The 22,286-nt window shown below is 54.6% G+C and carries 17 protein-coding genes, 4 tRNA genes and 1 pseudogene; 20 read left to right on the top strand and 2 right to left on the bottom strand.

The window, feature by feature from the left end; all coding sequences use genetic code 11:
- Positions 1 to 122: 122 nt before the first annotated feature.
- Positions 123 to 791 carry a two-component system response regulator NarL gene (narL, locus tag H7K52_RS12045; protein WP_182630086.1) on the bottom strand — a complete coding sequence of 223 codons (669 nt, stop codon included), beginning with the start codon at positions 789 to 791 and terminating at the stop codon, positions 123 to 125.
- Between the two features lie 295 nt (positions 792 to 1,086).
- Between narL and H7K52_RS12040 the strand changes: the two genes are divergently transcribed.
- From H7K52_RS12040 to H7K52_RS12010, 7 genes and pseudogenes are all read left to right on the top strand, one after another.
- Positions 1,087 to 2,484: a NarK family nitrate/nitrite MFS transporter gene (locus H7K52_RS12040; RefSeq protein ID WP_182630085.1), complete on the top strand. Its 1,398-nt coding sequence runs from the start codon at positions 1,087 to 1,089 to the stop codon at positions 2,482 to 2,484.
- A gap of 101 nt (positions 2,485 to 2,585) precedes the next feature.
- Positions 2,586 to 6,347 (top strand): annotated as a pseudogene (locus H7K52_RS12035) (nitrate reductase subunit alpha).
- On the top strand, positions 6,344 to 7,888 hold the full coding sequence (narH, locus tag H7K52_RS12030) for a nitrate reductase subunit beta (protein ID WP_039660777.1): 1,545 nt from the start codon (positions 6,344 to 6,346) through the stop codon (positions 7,886 to 7,888). The pseudogene H7K52_RS12035 and the gene narH overlap by 4 nt, the downstream one beginning before the upstream one ends.
- Positions 7,885 to 8,613 (top strand): nitrate reductase molybdenum cofactor assembly chaperone, encoded by a 729-nt coding sequence (gene narJ, locus H7K52_RS12025; RefSeq protein WP_039660779.1) that lies wholly within the window; start codon positions 7,885 to 7,887, stop codon positions 8,611 to 8,613. Before narH ends, narJ begins: the two co-directional genes overlap by 4 nt.
- Positions 8,610 to 9,287 (top strand): respiratory nitrate reductase subunit gamma, encoded by a 678-nt coding sequence (narI, locus tag H7K52_RS12020; RefSeq protein WP_008927097.1) that lies wholly within the window; start codon positions 8,610 to 8,612, stop codon positions 9,285 to 9,287. The genes narJ and narI overlap by 4 nt, the downstream gene beginning before the upstream one ends.
- Before the next feature lie 150 nt (positions 9,288 to 9,437).
- A complete protein-coding gene (gene mltB / locus H7K52_RS12015) occupies positions 9,438 to 10,520 on the top strand; it encodes a lytic murein transglycosylase B (protein WP_182630084.1) in 1,083 nt (360 codons plus the stop codon).
- 80 nt (positions 10,521 to 10,600) lie between these two features.
- Positions 10,601 to 10,936 (top strand): zinc ribbon domain-containing protein YjdM, encoded by a 336-nt coding sequence (locus H7K52_RS12010; protein WP_003849071.1) that lies wholly within the window; start codon positions 10,601 to 10,603, stop codon positions 10,934 to 10,936.
- 33 nt (positions 10,937 to 10,969) lie between these two features.
- On the opposite strand, the gene H7K52_RS12005 is transcribed toward H7K52_RS12010, so the two are convergent.
- Positions 10,970 to 11,857 carry a dihydrodipicolinate synthase family protein gene (locus H7K52_RS12005; protein ID WP_078804911.1) on the bottom strand — a complete coding sequence of 296 codons (888 nt, stop codon included), beginning with the start codon at positions 11,855 to 11,857 and terminating at the stop codon, positions 10,970 to 10,972.
- A 166-nt stretch (positions 11,858 to 12,023) separates the two neighbouring features.
- On the opposite strand from H7K52_RS12005, the gene tam reads away from it, so the two are divergent.
- From tam to gshA, 13 genes are all read left to right on the top strand, one after another.
- Entirely contained in the window at positions 12,024 to 12,800 is a 777-nt protein-coding gene (tam, locus tag H7K52_RS12000) for a trans-aconitate 2-methyltransferase (protein ID WP_110411057.1), read from the top strand.
- 105 nt (positions 12,801 to 12,905) lie between these two features.
- A complete protein-coding gene (pncC, locus tag H7K52_RS11995; protein ID WP_182630147.1) occupies positions 12,906 to 13,400 on the top strand; it encodes a nicotinamide-nucleotide amidase in 495 nt (164 codons plus the stop codon).
- A gap of 95 nt (positions 13,401 to 13,495) precedes the next feature.
- Positions 13,496 to 14,566, top strand: a complete 1,071-nt coding sequence (gene recA / locus H7K52_RS11990; protein ID WP_003849064.1) for a recombinase RecA — start codon at positions 13,496 to 13,498, stop codon at positions 14,564 to 14,566.
- A 124-nt stretch (positions 14,567 to 14,690) separates the two neighbouring features.
- Positions 14,691 to 15,209 carry a regulatory protein RecX gene (locus tag H7K52_RS11985; RefSeq protein WP_182630083.1) on the top strand — a complete coding sequence of 173 codons (519 nt, stop codon included), beginning with the start codon at positions 14,691 to 14,693 and terminating at the stop codon, positions 15,207 to 15,209.
- 133 nt (positions 15,210 to 15,342) lie between these two features.
- Positions 15,343 to 17,970 (top strand): alanine--tRNA ligase, encoded by a 2,628-nt coding sequence (gene alaS, locus H7K52_RS11980; protein ID WP_105099838.1) that lies wholly within the window; start codon positions 15,343 to 15,345, stop codon positions 17,968 to 17,970.
- A gap of 249 nt (positions 17,971 to 18,219) precedes the next feature.
- Positions 18,220 to 18,405, top strand: a complete 186-nt coding sequence (gene csrA / locus H7K52_RS11975) for a carbon storage regulator CsrA (protein WP_008927091.1) — start codon at positions 18,220 to 18,222, stop codon at positions 18,403 to 18,405.
- A gap of 282 nt (positions 18,406 to 18,687) precedes the next feature.
- A tRNA-Ser gene (locus H7K52_RS11970) sits at positions 18,688 to 18,780 on the top strand.
- A gap of 8 nt (positions 18,781 to 18,788) precedes the next feature.
- Positions 18,789 to 18,865: transfer RNA gene (locus tag H7K52_RS11965), tRNA-Arg, on the top strand.
- Between the two features lie 84 nt (positions 18,866 to 18,949).
- Positions 18,950 to 19,026, top strand: a tRNA-Arg gene (locus H7K52_RS11960).
- Between the two features lie 71 nt (positions 19,027 to 19,097).
- Positions 19,098 to 19,174 (top strand) — tRNA-Arg (locus H7K52_RS11955).
- A 452-nt stretch (positions 19,175 to 19,626) separates the two neighbouring features.
- Complete coding sequence (gene yqaB / locus H7K52_RS11950; protein WP_003849054.1) at positions 19,627 to 20,193, top strand: fructose-1-phosphate/6-phosphogluconate phosphatase; 567 nt, start codon at positions 19,627 to 19,629, stop codon at positions 20,191 to 20,193.
- The gene (locus H7K52_RS11945) at positions 20,190 to 20,618 is read left to right on the top strand and encodes a YqaA family protein (RefSeq protein ID WP_182630082.1); all 429 of its coding nucleotides are present in this window, start codon (positions 20,190 to 20,192) and stop codon (positions 20,616 to 20,618) included. The genes yqaB and H7K52_RS11945 overlap by 4 nt, the downstream gene beginning before the upstream one ends.
- A gap of 31 nt (positions 20,619 to 20,649) precedes the next feature.
- On the top strand, positions 20,650 to 22,257 hold the full coding sequence (gshA, locus tag H7K52_RS11940; RefSeq protein ID WP_003849050.1) for a glutamate--cysteine ligase: 1,608 nt from the start codon (positions 20,650 to 20,652) through the stop codon (positions 22,255 to 22,257).
- Positions 22,258 to 22,286: the final 29 nt, after the last annotated feature.

The following is a 22,286-nucleotide window of genomic DNA, read 5'->3' as shown; positions in this document are numbered from 1 at the left end:
GCTGGCGACAGAAAAGTACCTGGTTTCCTGATTCTGATGTGGGGCTGCGAGACAGCTCGCGGTTTCTGCGACAGCTTTCGGCGGGCAGAGCGGCAACACGCCGCATCAGGGCGTGTTGCAGATCAATGCAGTCCGTTTTGCAGCGCCCAGACGGCGGCTTCAAGTCGCGACTTGAGATTCATTTTCTTCAACAGATATTTGACGTGGACCTTGACCGTACTTTCACTGATGTCCAGTTTGCGGGCGATGGCTTTGTTGGTCATGCCGTCGCTGATCAGTTGCAGGATCTCGCGTTCGCGCCGGGTCAGCTGATTAATGTCGCGCCTCGGACCAGGCTGCGCTTCGCGTAATCGGGCAACCAGAATCGGTGTCAACGCTTCGCTCAGCACGATCTGTCCGGCAGCCGCCTGATGCAGCGCTTTCAGCAGGTCTTCCGGTTCCATATCTTTCAGCAGATAACCATCAGCACCGCGTTTCAGCGCGCTGATCACATCCTCTTCATTATCTGAAACGCTGAATACTACCACCCGGCCAGAGAGGGCGATTTCACGCAGCTGGGTTAGCGTATCCAGTCCGTTCAGGCCTGGCATATTGAGATCAAGCAGGATCAGATCGGGATCGTGCAGCTGTGCCAGCGTCAGGCCATCAATGCCATTACCTGCTTCGGCAACGACCTGCAGTCGCTCATCCAGCGCAATCAGCTGCTTAAGTCCGCTACGCAGCATGGGATGGTCATCGATCAATAAAAGCGTAAATTTCCCGTCCGTCACTATGGCTCCTGTTCCCGTCATCTGCGTCAGCCCCGGCGGGCGACAATGCCTATCTTAACGGGGAAGTCCGGTCGCTATATACCCCTTATGGACTACTCCTTTATTTCCATTCAGACATCCCTTTGCTGACGGCGCTTGCGGCTGCCATTAAACCGCATGATTTATAAGGGTTATAAGCAGCCAGCTAACTACTTAACCGGGATGGTCAGGGATTGCCGCGCCTTTGTAACCTGCCTTGCCGTTGATTTGTATCAAGCAAGCCGCCAGGCCGGATACGCAGGATATGCACAATTATTATTCTGCTGATGAGAAATTTATGACCCAATCCGCTAATTTGCAAACTCCGATGCGCGGCGCATTAATTCAGGACTGGCAGCCGGAAAACGAGGCGTTCTGGCAGGCGCGCGGTAAGCGTATCGCCAGCCGTAACCTGTGGATTTCTGTTTTCTGCCTGTTGCAGGGTTTCTGTGTCTGGATGTTGTTCAGCACCGTCGCGGTTAACCTCAATAAAGTGGGCTTTAACTTCAGCACCGAACAGCTCTTTTTACTGACCGCACTGCCGTCGGTTTCTGGCGCCTTGCTGCGTGTTCCTTACTCTTTTGTTATTCCCATCTTTGGCGGACGCCGCTGGACAGCCTTCAGCACTGGCATCCTGATCATTCCCTGTCTGTGGCTTGGTTTTGCTGTACAGGACAGCCAGACTTCATTCACCACTTTTATGGTGATTGCTCTGCTGTGCGGTTTTGGCGGTGCTAACTTCGCTTCAAGCATGGGCAACATCAGCTTCTTCTTCCCCAAAGCCCGTCAGGGCGGCGCGCTGGGCATCAACGGCGGTCTGGGTAATCTTGGCGTCAGCGTGATGCAGTTTGTTGCACCGCTGGCCATCTCCTGCGCCATTTTTGGTTTTGCGGATACAGGCCATACCACCGTCACCGGCGACAGCATCTGGCTGGAAAATGCGGCCTGGATATGGGTGCCGTTTCTGGCACTCGGCACGCTGGCGGCCTGGTTCGGCATGAACGACCTGGCAGCGGCGAAATCCTCGCTGCGTGAACAGTTGCCGGTGCTGAAACGCCCACACCTGTGGGTTATGGCATTGCTCTATCTGGCGACCTTCGGTTCATTTATTGGGTTCTCGGCCGGTTTTGCCATGCTGGCGAAGACTCAATTCCCTGATGTTGTGATCATGCATTACGCCTTTTTCGGCCCGCTGATTGGCGCGCTGGCCCGTTCAGCAGGTGGCATCATCTCTGACCGTCTCGGCGGCACCCGCGTCACGCTGGTCAACTACATCCTGATGGCGCTGTTTACCGCGCTGCTGTTCCTCACCCTGCCGGGTGACGGACATGACGGCTCATTTATCGCCTTCTTCGCCGTATTTATGGGCCTGTTCCTGACCTCCGGTCTGGGCAGCGGCTCTACCTACCAGATGATTGCGGTGCTCTTCCGCAAGCTGACGCTGGAACGTATCAAAGCTGAAGGCGGCGACGATGCGCATGCGCATGCGCAGCGTGAAGCTGGAACGGAAACCTCGGCTGCGCTCGGCTTTATCTCCGCCATTGGCGCCCTGGGCGGCTTCTTTATTCCGCAGACCTTTGGCCTGTCGCTCGCGATGACCGGTTCACCCGCTGGCGCGATGAAAATCTTCCTGGTCTTTTACCTCTGCTGTATCGCAGTGACCTGGCTGGTTTACGGACGAAAAGCCCGCGCCTGATAACGATAAAGCCGGTGTGGCACACCGGCAAAATTTTCCTTTCTGTGTCACGACAGATGCAGAGTCAGCAATGTCATACAACGCCTTCAGGAGTATTCCGGATGAGCAAGTTTCTTGATCGATTTCGTTATTTTAAACAGCTGGCCGAGCCGTTTTCCGGCCAGCATGGCCAGACCTTAAACAGCAACCGCGACTGGGAAGATGGCTATCGCAGCCGCTGGCAGCACGATAAAATCGTGCGCTCCACCCACGGTGTTAACTGTACCGGCTCATGCAGCTGGAAAATCTACGTGAAAAACGGTCTGGTCACCTGGGAGACCCAGCAGGCCGACTATCCACGTACCCGTCCCGATCTGCCCAACCATGAGCCGCGCGGTTGTCCACGCGGTGCAAGCTACTCCTGGTATCTCTACAGCGCTAATCGCCTGAAATATCCGCTGATGCGCAAGAAGCTGATTCAGTTGTGGCGCGACGCGAAAGCGCAGCACAGCGATCCGGTGGAGGCCTGGGCATCCATCATCAGCAATCCGGAAAAAGCAAAAAGTTATAAGCAGGCGCGTGGCCGCGGGGGCTTTGTTCGTTCCAGCTGGCAGGAAGTCAATGAGATGATCGCCGCTGCGAACATCTGCACCGCGAAAACTTACGGCCCTGACCGCATTGTCGGATTCTCGCCGATTCCGGCAATGTCGATGGTCTCTTATGCGGCAGGCGCACGTTACCTGTCGCTGATTGGTGGCACCTGCCTGAGCTTTTACGACTGGTATTGTGACCTGCCGCCAGCGTCACCGATGACCTGGGGCGAGCAGACCGACGTGCCGGAATCGGCTGACTGGTACAACTCCTCTTACATCATCGCCTGGGGCTCTAACGTGCCGCAGACCCGCACCCCGGACGCCCACTTCTTTACCGAAGTCCGTTATAAGGGAACGAAAACCGTGGCGATCACCCCGGACTACGCTGAAGTCGCGAAGCTGTGCGATCAGTGGCTGAGTCCGAAGCAGGGCACCGACAGCGCGATGGCGCTGGCAATGGGCCATGTGATGCTGAAAGAGTTTCATCTTGATCGCGAGGTTGGCTATTTCCGCGACTACGTGCGACGTTATACCGATATGCCGATGCTGGTCATGCTGGAACCGCGCGAGGGCGGCTACTTCGCAGCAGGCCGTCAGCTGCGCGCCAGCGATCTGGTGGCTGGTCTGGGTCAGGAAAATAACCCGGAATGGAAAACCGTCGCAATCAACGAGGCGACCGGCGAGCTTACCGCGCCGCAGGGATCTATCGGCTTCCGCTGGGGCGAAAAAGGCAAATGGAACCTGGAGCAGCGCGACGGTCTGTCACAAAAAGAAGTGGAACTGCAGCTTAGCCTGCTCGGCAGCCACGATGAGGTGGTTGAGGTCGGTTTCCCTTACTTTGGCGGCATCACCAGTGAGCATTTCAACAGCGTCGCGCTGGATGAGATCCTGCTGCACAAACTGCCGGTGAAACGCCTGCAGCTGGCCGATGGCAGCGAAGCGCTGGTCACCAGCGTTTACGACCTGACCCTGGCAAACTATGGTCTGGATCGCGGTCTGGACGATGCCAACTTCGCGCAAAACTATGATGAGATCAAGGCCTATAGCCCGGCCTGGGCAGAGCAGATTACGGGCGTTTCCCGTCAGAACATCATCCGCATTGCCCGCGAGTTTGCCGAAAACGCCGAGAAAACCCGTGGCCGTTCAATGATCATCGTCGGTGCCGGTATGAACCACTGGTATCACATGGACATGAACTACCGTGGCCTGATGAACATGCTGATTTTCTGCGGCTGCGTGGGTCAGAGCGGAGGTGGCTGGGCGCACTATGTCGGCCAGGAAAAACTCCGTCCGCAGACCGGCTGGGCCCCGCTGGCCTTTGGACTCGACTGGCAGCGTCCGCCACGTCAGATGAACAGCACCTCCTTCTTCTACAACCACTCCAGTCAGTGGCGTTAGGAAACCCTGGCCACCAGCGAACTGCTGTCACCGCTGGCGGACAAAAGCCGCTACAGCGGCAGCCTGATCGACCTTAACGTACGGTCCGAACGTATGGGCTGGCTGCCGTCTGCGCCTCAGCTTAACGTCAACCCGCTGCACATCGCGGCACAGGCGAAAGCCGCCGGTCAGTCACCGCTGGATTATACCGTGGAGAGCCTGAAGCAGGGCACCATGCGGTTCGCCGCTGAACAGCCGGACGACCCGCAGAACTTCCCGCGCAACCTGTTTGTCTGGCGGTCCAATCTGCTTGGCTCTTCCGGTAAAGGGCATGAGTACATGCTGAAATACCTGCTGGGTACCGAAAACGGTATTCAGGGCAAAGATTTGGGCCAGCAGGGCCGCGTGAAGCCTGAAGAAGTTGAATGGCTGGACCAGGGCGCCGAAGGCAAACTGGATCTGGTGGTCACACTCGACTTCCGCATGTCGAGCACCTGTCTCTATTCCGACGTGGTGTTGCCTACCGCCACCTGGTATGAAAAAGACGATATGAATACCTCGGATATGCATCCGTTTATTCATCCGCTTTCGGCCGCTGTCGATCCTGCCTGGGATTCAAAAAGCGACTGGGAGATCTACAAAGGCATTGCCAAAGCTTTCTCCGATCTCTGTCCTGGCCATTTAGGCGTTGAAACTGACGTGGTTACGCTGCCGGTGTTGCATGATTCGCCAGCCGAACTGGCGCAGCCATTTGAGACTAAAGACTGGAAAAAAGGGGAGTGCGACCTGATTCCAGGCAAAACCGCGCCACACATTATGGTGGTGGAACGCGACTATCCGGCGACCTGGGCGCGTTTTACCTCGCTGGGACCGTTGCTGGATAACCTGGGTAACGGTGGCAAAGGCATCAGCTGGAACACCAGCAAAGAAGTCGATTTCCTCAAACAGCTGAACTACGTCAAAGCGGATGGCCCGGCGGCAGGACGGCCGAATATCGACACGGCGATCGATGCAGCAGAAGTGATCCTGGCGCTGGCACCGGAAACCAATGGTCAGGTGGCGGTGAAAGCCTGGCAGGCGCTAGGCACTATTACGGGTCGTGACCACACGCATCTGGCACTCAACAAAGAAGACGAGAAAATCCGCTTCCGCGATATCCAGGCTCAGCCGCGCAAAATTATCTCCAGCCCGACCTGGTCAGGTCTTGAAGATGAACACGTTTCTTACAACGCCTGCTACACCAACGTTCATGAGCTGATCCCGTGGCGCACCCTGAGTGGCCGTCAGCAGCTTTATCAGGATCATGAGTGGATGCGCGCCTTCGGGGAAAGCCTGATGGTCTATCGTCCGCCCATTGATACCCGCGCGGCGAAGCCGTTGCTGAACAGCAAGCCCAACGGTAACCCGGAGAAGGCGCTGAACTTCCTGACGCCACACCAGAAGTGGGGCATTCACTCAACCTACAGCGACAACCTGCTGATGCTGACGCTGTCACGTGGCGGACCCATCGTCTGGATGAGTGAAGATGACGCCCGCGAGCTGGGCATTGTGGATAACGACTGGATCGAAGCGTTCAACGCCAACGGCGCGCTGACTGCGCGTGCGGTCGTGAGCCAGCGCATCCCGGCCGGTATGACCATGATGTACCACGCCCAGGAGCGCATCGTGAATATCCCCGGCTCGGAAATCACCAGCCAGCGTGGCGGTATTCATAACTCGGTGACGCGAACCTGCCCGAAACCGACCCATATGATCGGCGGCTATGCGCAGCTCTCCTGGGGCTTTAACTACTACGGCACTGTCGGCTCCAACCGCGATGAATTCGTGGTGGTGAGAAAAATGAACAACGTTAACTGGTTAGATGGGGAAGGCAACGATGCCTGCCAGGGCAGCCAGCAGGAGGTAAAACCATGAAAATTCGCTCACAGGTTGGCATGGTGCTGAACCTCGACAAATGTATCGGCTGCCACACCTGCTCGGTGACCTGTAAAAATGTCTGGACCAGCCGCGAGGGCATGGAATACGCCTGGTTCAACAACGTCGAAAGCAAACCTGGCGTCGGCTATCCGCACGCCTGGGAAGATCAGCAGAAGTGGAAGGGCGGCTGGATCCGTAAGATCAACGGCAAGCTGGAACCGCGCATGGGCAGTCGCGTCGGCCTGCTGTCGAAGATCTTCGCCAACCCGGATGTGCCGGCGCTGGATGATTATTACGAGCCGTTCGATTTCGATTATCAGCATCTGCACACTGCGCCGGCCGGTAAACATCAGCCGATCGCACGCCCGCGTTCGCTGATCACCGGTCAGCGGATGAAAAAGATCGAAAACGGCCCGAACTGGGAAGAGATCCTCGGCGGCGAGTTTGCCAAACGCGCGCAGGATAAGAACTTCGATAACATCCAGAAGGAGATTTACGGCCAGTTTGAACACACCTTCATGATGTATCTGCCACGCCTGTGTGAGCACTGCCTTAATCCGGCATGTGTGGCGACCTGTCCTAGCGGCGCGATCTACAAGCGCGGCGAAGATGGCATCGTGCTGATCGACCAGGATAAATGTCGCGGCTGGCGCATGTGCCTGACCGGCTGTCCGTACAAGAAGATCTACTTCAACTGGAAAAGCGGCAAGTCAGAAAAATGTATTTTCTGTTATCCACGTATTGAAGCGGGTCAGCCCACCGTCTGCTCAGAAACCTGTGTTGGCCGTATTCGCTACCTCGGCGTGCTGCTCTATGACGCTGACCGCATTGAAGAGGCTGCCGCCGCAGAAAACGAGAAAGATCTCTATCAGAGCCAGCTGGATATCTTCCTTGATCCTAATGATCCCGTGGTGATTGCGCAGGCGCTGAAAGATGGCGTCGCGCAGAGCGTGATCGACGCAGCACAGCGATCCCCGGTTTATAAAATGGCGATGGAGTGGAAGCTGGCGCTGCCGCTTCACCCTGAATACCGCACGTTGCCGATGGTCTGGTATGTGCCGCCGTTGTCACCGATTCAGTCGGTGGTGGATGGTGGGGCGCTGGCGCACACTGGCGTGCTGCCGGATGTGGAAAGCCTGCGCATTCCGGTTGAGTACCTGGCGAACCTGCTGACCGCAGGTGACACCGCACCGGTGTTGCTGGCGCTGAAACGCATGCTGGCGATGCGCCATTACAAGCGCGCAGAAAGTGTGGACGGTGAGCATGATATCCGGGCGCTGGAGCAGGTCGGTCTGACCGAAGCGCAGGCGCAGGAGATGTACCGCTATCTGGCGATCGCAAACTATGAAGATCGCTTTGTGGTGCCCTCCAGCCACCGCGAACTGGCACGTGAAGCCTTCCCGGAAAGCAAAGGCTGCGGTTTTAGCTTTGGCGATGGCTGCCACGGCAGTGACACCAAATTCAATCTGTTCAACAGCCGGCGTATTGATGCCATCGATGTCAGCAAAAAAACCAGCCGTCCCGAGGAGGCCTCATGATGACGCTGCGTGTTCTGTCACGCCTGCTGGACTACCCGGACGAGGCGTTGTTTACGCACTATCCCGACCTGATTGCGGCACTGGAAGAGGCCAGTGAACTTAACCTGCAGCAGAGCGCACGGCTGGTGCGCTTTATCCATGAGCTCTGCGCCCGGCCAATACTGGATGTGCAGGCTGATTACTGCGAGCTGTTTGATCGCGGCCGCGCCACCTCGCTGCTGCTGTTTGAACATGTACACGGGGAATCCCGCGATCGCGGTCAGGCGATGGTCGATCTGCTTGAACAGTACCGGGCCGACGGTCTGGAGCTGGACAGCAAAGAGTTGCCCGATTATCTGCCGCTTTACCTGGAATATCTCGCCTGTAAAAGCGATGAAGCCGCGCGTCAGGGGCTGGATGACATCGTGCCGATCCTGGCTTTGCTGGCTGCGCGGCTGGAAGCGCGTCAGAGTCCTTATGCTGACCTTTTCAGGGTGTTACTGACGCTATCCGGTAGCGCGGTCGATCCTGCGGCCCTCAAGCCCCAGGTGGCGCAGGAAGCGCGGGACGATACCCCGACAGCACTGGATGCGGTCTGGGAAGAGGAGCAGATTAAATTTCTCGGCGAACAAGGTTGCGCCTCGGCGCAGCAGGCGATGCATCAGCGTCGCTTCGCCGATGCGGTTGCGCCGCAGTATCTGGATATTGCCGCGGCGACGGCGCGCAGCACGGGAGAATCAGCATGAATTTTATTAACACTTTTTTCTTCGATATTTACCCCTATCTTGCCGGAACGGTCTTCCTGGTGGGGAGCTGGCTGCGCTATGACTATGGGCAGTACAGCTGGCGGGCCGGCTCCAGTCAGATGCTGGACAAAAAAGGAATGCGTCTTGCCTCTAACCTGTTCCATATCGGCATCATCGGTATCTTCTTCGGCCATATCGTCGGAATGCTGACGCCGCACTGGATGTATGAATCGTTCCTGCCAATCGACGTGAAGCAGAAGCTGGCGATGATAGCCGGAGGCCTGTTTGGTGCATTGACGCTGGCGGGTGGCGCGCTGCTGCTGAAGCGCCGTCTGACCAATCCTCGGGTGCGGGCCACCAGTAGCGTCGGCGACATTCTGATCCTGACACTGCTGGTGGCTCAGGCCACGCTGGGCCTGCTGACCATTCCGTTCTCCGCTCAGCATATGGACGGCAGTGAGATGATGAAGCTGGTGGGCTGGGCTCAGGCAGTGGTGACCTTCCACGGTGGCGCGTCGCAGCATCTGGAAGGCGTGGCGTTTATCTACCGCGTGCACATGGTGCTGGGCATGACGCTGTTCCTGCTGTTCCCGTTCTGCCGACTGGTGCATATCTGGAGCGCGCCGGTTGAGTATCTGACCCGTCGTTATCAGCTGGTGAGAAACCGCCGCTAAACGCCCGATGGCTGCGGGGGAGACACCGCCCCGCAGCCCTGTCTGATCCACTGCGGCGTTGACGTTTTTTTAACATTCCGGACTGTATGTCACTGCGCTGAACGACTACTATTACCGCATCTGAATTTACCCCTCGTTTATGGATAACCGATGCGTCTCAAGTTAGCCCTCCTTGCGTTCATCCCGCTTCTGGCCTCCTGCAGCAGCAAACCTGAAGTTCCGTCCCAGCAGAAGATGCTGGCTGCACCTCAGGGCGGTTTTTTACTGCAGCCGTCCCACAGCGGACAGGCAATGTTCGGCGACTTCGCCGGTAATCCGGCAGCAGAGCATTTTATCGATAAGATGGTGGAGAAGCATGACTTTGATCGTGAACAGTTGCACAACATCATCGGTCAGGCTAAGCGACTGGATTATGTGCTGCGGCTGATGGATCGCCAGGCGCCGAGCTACACGCCTGCGCCGGGGCCTAACGGTGCCTGGATCCGTTATCGCAACAAGTTTATTACGCCCGATAACGTACAAAACGGTGTGGCGTTCTGGAACCAGTATCAGGATGCGCTGCAACGTGCGCAGCAGGTCTATGGTGTGCCGCCAGAAATTATTGTCGGCATCATTGGCGTGGAAACCCGCTGGGGTCGCGTGATGGGGAAAACGCGGATCCTGGATGCGCTTGCAACCTTATCGTTTAACTATCCGCGCCGCGCCGAGTACTTCAGCAGCGAGCTGGAAACCTTCCTTCTGATGTCGCGTAAAGAGCAGGATGACCCGCTGGCGCTGAAAGGGTCTTTCGCCGGGGCGATGGGCTATGGCCAGTTTATGCCGTCGTCTTACAATGATTATGCGGTTGACTTCAACGGCGACGGTCACGCAAACCTGTGGGATCCGGAGGATGCTATCGGCAGCGTGGCGCACTACTTCCAGAAGCACGGCTGGCGCAGCGGCGAAAATGTGGCGGTTCCGGCCAGCGGTCAGGCACCGATGCTGGAAGATGGCTTCAAAACCCGTTACAGCGTGAGCATGCTGGCGGCGTCAGGCCTGTCACCACAGGGCTCGCTGGACGGAAACGATCAGGTCAGTCTGCTGCGCCTCGACTTAGGCACCAGCTACCAGTACTGGTACGGCTTACCGAATTTCTATGTCATTACCCGCTACAACCACAGCACCCATTATGCGATGGCGGTGTGGCAGCTGGGTGAGGCGGTGAGCAAGGCACGGCAGGGTGGCCTGTTATAAAGGCTATCCTTGTTAACTGTAAGGTTATATGATGACGCCCTTTTTCAGGCCACACAGCCACTGATATCTCTGGAGTCGTTATGTCTTTACCTGCCTGCCCAGCTTGTCACGCCGATTACACCTGGCAAGATGGCGATAACCTCAACTGCCCCTCCTGCGGTCATATTTGGACCGAAGGAGAGGGTGACAGCAGCAACGGATCGCTGGAAGTACGTGATGCCAATGGCAATCTGCTGGCAGATGGCGACAGCGTCACGGTGATTAAAGATCTCAAGGTGAAGGGCAGCTCCTCATCGCTGAAGATTGGTACCAAAGTGAAAAGCATCCGTCTGGTGGAAGGGGATCACAACATCGATTGTAAAATTGACGGTTTTGGTCAGATGAAATTGAAATCTGAGTTCGTGAAAAAGAACTGAGATCCGGGGCGCAGGGATGCGCCCGTTATTCAGTTAGCTGAAAAGCCGATCGATCGCGGCGCACTGTTCCGCATTCAGCGCACCACCGTAGTTACGTGAGGCGCTGTTCATTGAGTCATAACGACGTGCCACGGCCGTCTTAATCGTCGTCACAAAATCATCGCCAATACTGTAAATTGCCATCAGCCTGCCGATCTGCTGCTGCAGACGCGTCAGCTCAGACAGATTGCCATTTCGCCACGCGGCCATCATCTGCGCAAAGTACTCTGGTACAAGATTATTCAGACCTGAAATCACCCCGGCGCCGCCCGCCAGAAGATTGGGAAGCAGGTATTCGTCATAGCCTGACAGCACGGCGAAATCACTGCGCACTTTGCTGGTCTCCTCAATCATCGCCCGGTTATGCGACAGGCAATCCACCGTATCTTTGATACCCACAAAGTTAGGTAACTTTGCTGCCAGCGCAGCAATCAGCGCCGGCGTCAAATCGCAGCCGGTGCGTGCTGGAAAATTATAGGCAAACCATTTTCCCCCAAGCTGCGCGTCAAGTGCCTCGAAGTAGTGCATCAGTTGCTGTTGCGTCTGGCCGTAATAGTAGGGCGGCAGCACCATCACTGCGTCAAAGTTATTTTTCCAGGCGGCTTCAGTCAGTTCCAGCATGTCAGGGATACAGGTCGCCGAGACATTTGCCACCATTTTTAGGGGTGACAACGGCCTGGCTTCCCTGATCAGCTGTAAACGCTCCTGCTGTGTCAGTGAGGCGAATTCACCAATGCTGCCCATCACTAACAAGGTATCCAGACCGGAATCATTGAGGCGGGCAAAATGTCGTCCGAGCGCGTCGATATCGAGTTCACCCTGCGCATTGAACGGGGTGACGCTAGGGCACCAGACGCCGGCAAAAGCCGATTTTTCACTCATAGCGAACTCCTGGATGGGGTGTTAAAAAATGAAACAGTGTTTTAACTTAATTATTCCAGTCCGTCTCTGCCACCACATGATTCAAAAGTGAGCAACGTATCGCACTTTTTCGTCTTTCATCCGTCTCAGTAAGCGGATGCATCTGATAACTGAGCGAGAGGTCATGATGAAAGAGTGGGATCCTGTGCTGTATCGTAAATTTGAAGCGGAACGAACCCGTCCAGCCCGCGAATTGCTGGCGCGCATTAGCCTTGAACAGGTTGAGCAGGTAACCGATCTGGGATGCGGGCCAGGCAACAGTACCGAACTGCTCGCCGATACCTGGCCGCTGGCGCAGGTCACCGGACTCGACAGTTCAGCGGCGATGTTATCTCAGGCCAGCGAACGCCTGCCGCACTGCCGTTTTGTTCAGGCAGATATTCGCAGCTGGCAGGCAGAGGTGCCGCAGCAGGTTATTTATGCCAACGCTTCTCTGCAATGGCTCGACAACCACACCATGCTGTTTCCTCATCTTGTCAGCCAGCTGGCAATCGGAGGCGTGCTGGCTATCCAGATGCCTGATAACCTTAATGAGCCCTCGCATCAACTGATGCGCGAGGTGGCGGCAACAGAGCGCTGGCATTCACGCATCAATGCCAGTGCAGTTGAACGTACAGAGCTGCTTTCCACAGGCGAGTACTACAATCTGCTGGTGCAGGCCGGTTGTGAGGTGGATATCTGGCGTACCACCTACTATCACGTAATGGCCGATGCGCAGGCGATTATCAGCTGGCTGCAGGCGACGGGCTTACGGCCTTTCCTGGCGACGCTGGATGCGTCTGAACAGACAGCTTTTCTGTCTGATTATCATCAGCGTCTGTTTACCGCCTATCCGGCTCAGGCCGATGGTCAGGTTCTGCTCGCCTTCCCGCGTCTTTTCATGGTTGCGATGAAAAAAGAGTAAGTACGATGGAAAGCCGGTCGCAAAAACAGTGCAATCGGGATAAGCGTCCTTGAAAAAGCAGACTTTCTGCACCACCTTCAAACCACAGCCCAGGGAGAAATGGCAATGGATGATCAGCAGTTGCAGGCGCTTAGTGCGCAGATAGGTGAGAAGCTGAAGCAACGCAATGCCACCGTAACCTGTGCGGAATCCTGCACGGGTGGATGGATTGCTAAAATCTTTACCGATATCAGCGGCAGTTCCGCCTGGTTCGAACGCGGTTTTGTGACCTACAGCAATGAAGCAAAACAACAGATGGTGGATGTGCAGGCTGACTCGCTGGCGCAGTATGGCGCGGTCAGTGAAGCGGTGGTGCGCGAGATGGCGCAGGGTGCCCGCAAGGCGGCCCATGCTGACTACGCGATCTCTGTCAGCGGTATTGCGGGCCCGGATGGCGGCAATGAAGAAAAACCGGTGGGTACGGTGTGGTTCGGCTTTGCCGGCCCACAGGGCAATGTGTTGGCGTTGAAGCAACATTTTAACGGCGATCGTGAGGCCGTTCGCCGCCAGTCGGTGGCATGGGCCTTACAGACGCTGTATGGCGAATTTCTGACAAATTAAACTTGATACTGTATGACTATACAGTATAATTACTGGCAACAGAAAGAGTACAGGCACCCTGAGTGCGTGTTTACCCGGCTTGATTAGGAGTTGAAATGGCGATTGATGAAAACAAACAGAAGGCTTTAGCTGCCGCGCTTGGCCAGATTGAGAAACAATTTGGTAAAGGCTCCATCATGCGCTTGGGTGAAGACCGCTCAATGGATGTGGAAACCATCTCTACTGGTTCGCTGTCGCTGGATATCGCGTTAGGCGCAGGCGGTCTGCCAATGGGTCGTATCGTTGAGATCTACGGACCGGAGTCTTCAGGTAAAACCACGCTGACCCTGCAGGTTATCGCGTCTGCGCAGCGTAAAGGCAAAACCTGTGCCTTTATCGATGCTGAGCATGCGCTCGATCCGGTTTACGCCAAGAAACTGGGCGTAGACATTGAGAACCTGCTCTGTTCTCAGCCCGATACGGGTGAGCAGGCGCTGGAAATCTGTGATGCGCTGGCGCGCTCTGGTGCGGTTGATGTCATCATCGTCGACTCCGTTGCTGCTCTGACGCCTAAAGCAGAAATTGAAGGTGAAATCGGTGACTCACACATGGGCCTCGCGGCACGTATGATGAGCCAGGCCATGCGTAAGCTGGCCGGTAACCTGAAGCAGTCTAATACCCTGCTGATCTTCATCAACCAGATCCGTATGAAAATTGGTGTGATGTTTGGTAACCCGGAAACCACCACCGGTGGTAACGCGCTGAAGTTCTACGCTTCTGTCCGCCTTGATATCCGTCGTATCGGCGCAATCAAAGAGGGCGATAACGTGGTCGGCAGTGAGACCCGCGTTAAAGTGGTGAAAAACAAAATCGCCGCGCCATTCAAACAGGCTGAGTTCCAAATCATGTATGGCGAAGGTATCAATACCTTTGGTGAGCTGGTCGACCTGGGCGTGAAGCACAAGCTGATTGAAAAAGCGGGTGCGTGGTACAGCTATAACGGCGACAAGATTGGTCAGGGCAAATCGAATGCCGGCAACTTCCTGAAAGAGAATGCTGCTGTGGCAAACGAAATTGATCTGAAGTTGCGTGAGATGTTGCTCAACGGCGCGGATGAAAAACTCGCAGCAGCTGACAAGGCTGCCGAGAAAGAAAACGCAGCAAGTGAAGCGAACGAAGACTTCTAATCACTGATGCGGGAGGGGCGAAAGCCTCTCCCATCGTTGTTTCCCCCCGCCATTACTCTTCTTGCCTTCCCTCTGTCCTGTTCTGTCGCCATAATCTCACTCCTGTTTGTACAAGGTGCGCAGTATGACTGAACCCTCTCAGCCCCAACCTGATGTCGTCTCCTATTCCCGTCTGCTGGACCGTGCGATGCGTATTCTTGGCCAGCGCGATCACAGCCGTGCAGAATTAGCCCGTAAGCTGCAACAGTCAGCGCAGCGTGCCGCATGGGCACAGAAAAAAGAGCCTGAAATTGTCACTGAAGCGCTGCTTGAACAGGTACTGAATTGGTGCCAGGAGAGCGGCTGGCTCAATGACGGACGTTTTACCGAGCGTTTTATTCAGAGTCGAAGCCGCAAAGGTTTTGGGTCGCAACGTGTGCGCCTCGAACTGGCCCAGAAAGGCATTGACCGTGAATCCATTGATCTTGCGATGGAAGAGACGGAAGTCGACTGGGCGGTGTGCGCGGCTCAGCTGGCGGAACGAAAATTCGGACACCCATTGCCCACAGAGTGGAAAGAGAAAGCGAAAGTACTACGCTATCTGCAGTCAAAGGGCTTTATGACCGAAGATATCCAATCCGTTTTCAGAAATTTTGATGGCTAAAAGCCGATGTAATTTTACTTCCCACTGAAGAAAATTTATCTTATTCCCACTTTTTGTTCCACTAATCAGGCACCACGAAAATGTGGTCGCGCCGATCAGAGGGAACGTTCGTTAGCGTGATTCCAGGACATATATGAGCAAGAGCACTGCTGAGATCCGTCAAGCGTTTCTCGACTTTTTTCATAGCAAGGGACATGAGGTTGTAACCAGCAGCTCCCTCGTACCGAATAACGATCCAACCTTGTTGTTTACCAACGCCGGGATGAACCAGTTTAAAGATGTGTTCCTCGGGCAGGACAAACGTGATTACACACGTGCGACCACGTCACAGCGCTGCGTACGCGCAGGCGGTAAACACAACGATCTTGAAAATGTCGGTTACACCGCACGTCATCACACCTTCTTTGAAATGCTGGGTAACTTCAGCTTTGGTGACTACTTCAAGAGAGAGGCGATTGGTTTTGCCTGGGAACTGCTGACGAGCGAGCAGTGGTTCAGCCTGCCAAAAGAGCGTCTGTGGGTGACGGTCTATGAAACCGACGATGAAGCCTTTGATATCTGGGCGAATGAAATCGGTGTGCCGCGCGAGCGCATTATTCGCATCGGTGACAACAAGGGCAGCGCATACGCGTCTGATAACTTCTGGCAGATGGGCGATACCGGTCCTTGTGGTCCATGTAGCGAGATTTTCTACGATCACGGCGATCACATCTGGGGTGGCCCACCAGGCAGCCCGGAAGAAGATGGCGATCGTTACATTGAAATCTGGAACATCGTCTTTATGCAGTTCAACCGTCAGGCGGATGGCACCATGCTGCCGCTGCCAAAACCGTCGGTTGATACCGGAATGGGCCTTGAGCGCATTTCCGCCGTTCTGCAACATGTTAACTCCAACTATGAAATCGACCTGTTCCAGAAACTGATTCAGGCCGTTGCACAGGTTACCGGTGCAACTGACCTCAGCAACAAATCGCTGCGCGTTATTGCCGACCACATCCGTTCCTGTGCTTTCCTGATTGCCGATGGTGTGATCCCGTCGAATGAGAACCGTGGCTATGTGCTGCGTCGTATCATTCGTCGTGCCGTGCGTCATGGCAACATGCTGGGCGCCAAAGAAGCCTTCTTCTATAAGCTGGTTGCACCACTGATTGAGGTCATGGGCGCGGCAGGCGAAGAGTTGCAGCGTCAGCAGGCTCAGGTTGAGCAGGTGCTGAAAAGCGAAGAAGACCAGTTTGCCAGAACGCTGGAGCGCGGACTGGCGCTGCTGGATGAAGAGCTGGAAAAACTGCAGGGCGACACGCTGGATGGCGAAATCGTCTTCCGTCTTTACGATACCTTTGGCTTCCCGGCTGACTTAACGGCTGACGTCTGCCGCGAACGCAATCTGAAAATCGACGAAGCGGGCTTTGAGCAGGCGATGGAGCAGCAGCGTCAGCGCGCACGTGAAGCGAGTGGCTTCGGTGCTGACTACAGCAATGTTATTCGCATTGATGCCGCCTCATCATTCAAAGGTTATGACCAGCTCGATTTAGCCGCCACGGTAAAAGCGCTCTATGTTGCGGGCGAAGCGGTAGATGAAGTGACCGCAGGTCAGGATGCCGTGGTCGTGCTGGATGAAACGCCATTCTATGGCGAATCAGGTGGTCAGGTAGGCGATACCGGTCTGCTGAAAGGGAAGAATGCTGAATTTAGCGTCCAGGATACACAAAAATATGGTCAGGCAATCGGTCATGTCGGTAAGCTGACCGCAGGGCAGTTGCGTATCGGTGATCGCCTTGAGGCGCAGGTTGATGCGGCACGTCGTGCGCGCATCCGTCTGAACCACTCTGCTACCCACTTATTGCATGCCGCATTGCGTCAGGTTTTAGGTGAGCATGTGGCGCAAAAAGGCTCGCTGGTTAACGACAAATACCTGCGTTTTGACTTCTCGCATTTCGAAGCGATGAAACCTCAGGAGATTCGTCAGGTCGAAGATATCGTCAATGCGCAGATTCGTCGCAACCTGCCGGTTGAAACGGAAGTGATGGATCTGGATGCGGCGAAGTCTAAAGGTGCAATGGCACTGTTTGGCGAGAAATATGATCAGCGCGTGCGCGTTCTGACCATGGGTGATTTCTCAGTCGAATTGTGTGGTGGTACTCACGCTGCACGCACCGGTGATATCGGCCTGTTCCGTATTCAGGCTGAGTCAGGTACGGCAGCAGGTATCCGTCGTATCGAAGCTATTACGGGTGAAGGCGCGCTGGCACAGGTTAATGCGCAAAGCAGTCAGCTGCAGGATCTTGCGCAACTGGTTAAAGCGAACAGCAGCAACCTGAACGAGAAAGTGCGTGGTCTCGTTGACCATGTGCGGGCTCTGGAGAAAGAGTTGCAGCAACTGCGCGACCAGCAAGCTGCCCAGGAGAGCGCTTCACTGAGTAGCAATGCCATCGATGTTAAGGGCGTGAAACTGCTGGTCAGCGAGCTCAACAATGTCGAGCCTAAGATGTTGCGTACCATGGTTGATGACCTCAAGAATCAACTCGGGTCTGCGATTATCGTGCTGGCGACGGTTGCCGAAGGTAAGGTGTCGCTGATTGCCGGGGTGACCAAAGATCTGACTGACCGTGTTAAAGCGGGCGAGTTGATCGCCGGTCTGGCACAGCAGGTAGGCGGGAAGGGCGGTGGCCGTCCTGATATGGCACAAGCGGGTGGTACGGATGCTAAAGGGCTGAAAGGCGCTCTGGCAGGCGTTGAGAGCTGGGTTAACAGCCGCCTTTAATGACTTAGAACAAGGCATTGTAAAAAGCGTCAGAACTCTGGTTCCGGCGCTTTTTAATACGATGCTAAAGCAGCAAATGACAAAGTCAGGCTGATGTAGTGTATTTCGGCTAAACTAACTATCAGCAGAATGTATTGGCGCATCGATGTGCATTGGTGTATCTCTCATAGTCAATGTGCAGCGTTAAATGATGGATAATGCCGGGAGCCTGTACAAGCCCGACTCTTTTAATCTTTCAAGGAGCAAAGAATGCTTATTCTAACTCGTCGAGTTGGTGAAACCCTCATGATCGGTGATGAGGTAACTGTAACGGTGCTGGGTGTTAAAGGTAACCAGGTACGTATTGGGGTTAACGCACCGAAAGAAGTGTCTGTGCATCGCGAAGAGATCTATCAACGCATCCAGGCTGAAAAAACGCAACAAACCAGCGTTTAACGGATTCAGCGTCTCGCACCTGTGCGAGGCGCTACCGCTTTGTCTAAAAATCCTCTCTTTTCTTCTCTCCCGCTTTCTCCCTGTTTAGTTAACGTCATCCTCTCTCATTGTTGATAATTCACTCTTTTTGTCTTCATTTTGCCCCAATTGTGTGTGATTTGCTCAATCAAACAAAGTTTCGGAAAAATTGTTTGACTTAAAAGTCCGGGAAAGTAATATGTGCGCCACGCAGTGCCGATGAGCAGAAACAAGTTCAGACGCACGGTTCGAAAGAAAGCGTAAGGTGAGGTGGCCGAGAGGCTGAAGGCGCTCCCCTGCTAAGGGAGTATACGGTCAAAAGCTGTATCGAGGGTTCGAATCCCTCCCTCACCGCCATTTTCGATGCATCCATAGCTCAGCTGGATAGAGTACTCGGCTACGAACCGAGCGGTCGGAGGTTCGAATCCTCCTGGATGCACCATCGAAAATAAAGAAATAAAGCGAATTAGCAATTCCTTTCATGGTGAGTAGTTAGCACCCTGCGTTGTACAAGAATTAGATTTATGCATCCATAGCTCAGCTGGATAGAGTACTCGGCTACGAACCGAGCGGTCGGAGGTTCGAATCCTCCTGGATGCACCATTCTTTGTAACATCCTCAGGTTGGTTTCTGTTAGTCCATAAAAAGTTGTACCCCAAAAGATAGACCCCAATGCATCCATAGCTCAGCTGGATAGAGTACTCGGCTACGAACCGAGCGGTCGGAGGTTCGAATCCTCCTGGATGCACCATCTTCTTCAGTTTTAAGTTCCCTCAATGAATTTGGCGTAATCATCGCTAAGACCTCAAAAGAGACATACTTTTTTATACCCTGTACAGCAAGCGCTGAACGAGCATCCTGAACTGCTCCCCTGCAGTTACCCTCTGGCTTTACCCACACTGTTTTCCTGCCTGATCTGCCCCATTGATTCATCATCCTGACTTAAGCGACACGTAACACATTTTCTCCGCCTCAGAGATCGCCATTTTACTGCCCACGCCCGTCCGCCACCGCTTGCCTGCCAGAGTAATGTTAAAAAATCGCTGAAAATTCGTACGGTTATCGCTGGCCGCGCACGATCACCTTTATCTGAAAACAAAAATTGCTAATGCTTTCAAAGCATTTGCTGTTCATCCCCCCTGGCGACAACCTGTCCACATTAGGCTAAAGTAATGTCTCATTTGGTGAATGTCCGGAGTGACAATGTACGATCAATATGACGGCCTGATTTTTGATATGGACGGCACGATTCTTGATACTGAGCCGACACATCGAAAAGCGTGGCGTCAGGTGCTCCAGCGTTACGGATTAACGCTGGATGAAGCACGTATTATCGACTTTAATGGCGCACCCGCCTGGCGGCTTGCGCAATTCATCATTGAATCCAATCAGTCGTCACACGACCCTCATCTTCTTGCTGCAGAAAAAACCGCTGCTGTGAAAGCGATGCTGCTGGAAAACGTTAAGCCGCTGCCTTTACTGGAGGTGGCGAAGGCGTATCACGGGCGTCGTCCTATGGCTGTGGGGACCGGAAGTGAACATAGCATGGCAGAGGCGTTACTGACGCAGCTTGGCGTGCGTGAGCTCTTTACGGCAGTCGTCGGCGCTGACGACGTACAGCATCATAAACCTGAGCCTGAGACCTTCTTGCGCTGCGCTGAGTTGATGGGTGTGGCGCCGGCACGTTGTGTGGTGTTCGAAGATGCAGACTTTGGTATTCAGGCCGCTAAAGCGGCAGGCATGGCAGTGGTGGATGTTCGTTTACTGTGAGTGACGTACTTACCTATGCCTCGATGTTTGGCAGCAGTTTTCTGAGTGCGACGCTCCTGCCGGGAAGTTCTGAAGCATTACTGATAGCACTATTGATAGCAAAAAAGACATCAGTTTACGGGTTGCTTGTAGCCGCATCACTGGGAAACACCTTGGGCGGTTTAACCAACATTCTTATTGGTCGCCTGCTGCCGTTAAAACGTCAGGGGCGATGGCATGGCACAGCAATGACGTGGTTGCACCGACTGGGACCAGCAGCACTTTTATTCAGCTGGCTACCGGTGATAGGTGATCTGCTCTGCGTTCTCGCGGGCTGGTTACGTTTCGCCTGGCTGCCAGCGATACTGTTTCTCGCTGTCGGCAAAACACTGCGTTATATCGTTATCGCGACTGCCACATTACAGGGTATGCAATGGTGGCATTGATTCGCACAGATTCGGGGCTACGGTTAACATTATGCTGAACAAAAATAAATTATTATCACAGCGGGGGGGTAATGTGATCCCGGACGTATCTAAAGCGCTATCCTGGCTGGAAGCGCATCCCAATGCCCTTAAAGGGATTGGTCGTGGCATCGAGCGTGAAACGCTGCGTGTACAGGAAAATGGCGATCTGGCAAAAAGCGGCCACCCGGAATCTCTGGGCTCGGCGCTGAAACATGACTGGATCACTACTGATTTTGCCGAAACGTTACTGGAATTCATCACGCCAGTGGATCACAGCATTGATCATATGCTGGCGTTCCTGCGCGATATCCACCGTCACGTTGCCCGTGAACTCGGTGATGAACGCATGTGGCCATTCAGTATGCCGTGCGTCATTGACGATGCTGACAATATTGAGCTGGCGCAATATGGCACATCCAATATCGGTAAGATGAAGACCCTTTACCGCGAAGGTCTGAAAAACCGCTACGGCGCGTTAATGCAGACGATCTCTGGCATTCACTATAACTTCTCGCTGCCACTTTCTTTCTGGCAGGAGTGGGCTGACGTGAAAGATCAGGAAAGCGGAAAAGAGACTATCTCCGCAGGTTATCTGCGGTTGATTCGTAACTACTATCGCTTCGGCTGGGTGATACCTTATCTGTTTGGCGCATCACCGGCTATCAGCTCCAGTTTCCTGCAGGGTCGTGAGAGTGCGCTGCCATTTGAAACCAATGACAAAGATACGATGTGGCTGCCGTATGCCACCTCGCTGCGTCTGAGCGATTTAGGCTACACCAATAAATCGCAGAGCGCTCTGGGCATCACGTTTAACTCGCTGGAAGGCTATGTCACTGCGCTGAAAAAAGCGATCAAGACGCCGTCAGATGAGTATGCAGCGATGGGCACCAAAGATGCTGACGGTAACTGGCTGCAGCTCAACACTAACGTGCTGCAGATTGAGAACGAGCTCTATGCGCCCATCCGGCCTAAGCGTGTTACACGCTCGGGTGAAGCGCCTTCTGATGCGCTGCTGCGCGGTGGCATCGAATACATTGAAGTACGTTCACTGGATATCAATCCGTTCTCTGCCATCGGCGTCGATGAGAATCAGGTTCGCTTCCTCGATCTGTTCCTGATCTGGTGTACCCTGGCGGATGCACCGGAAATGAGTGCAGATGAGTTGCAATGCACCCGCAAAAACTGGAATCGGGTGGTGCTCGAAGGGCGTAAACCGGATCAGAAAATTGCGGTGGGTTGTGGAGAAGCGGAACATTCGCTGGTTGAAGTGGGCAAAACCCTGTTTGCCGACCTGCGCCGGGTTGCTGAAGTCTTAGACAGTCACAATCAGGACAGCACGGAATATCAGCAGGTTTGTGATCAACTGGTAGCATCCTTTGATGATCCTGAGCTAACCTACTCGGCGCGCATCCTTCAGGCAATGAAGGATAATGGTGTAACCGGCACCGGCGTGGCACTGGCTGAACAGTATCGCCATATGCTCTGTGAAGAACCGCTGGAAGTGCTGACAGAAGAAGATTTCACGCGTCAGGCGCAGGAATCTGTTGCTGCACAGCAGCAGCTGGAAGCAAATGATAAGCTGGATTTTGAAGCGTATCTGGCGAGCCGGGAAGGGTAGAAAAGAAAAAGGCCACATCAATGTGGCCA

It is taken from the genome of Pantoea hericii (assembly GCF_014155795.1).
In the GTDB taxonomy this organism is placed as follows: domain Bacteria; phylum Pseudomonadota; class Gammaproteobacteria; order Enterobacterales; family Enterobacteriaceae; genus Pantoea; species Pantoea eucalypti.
The sequence above is the reverse complement of the archived record's forward strand: the minus strand, read 5'-3'. Positions and strand labels throughout refer to the sequence as shown.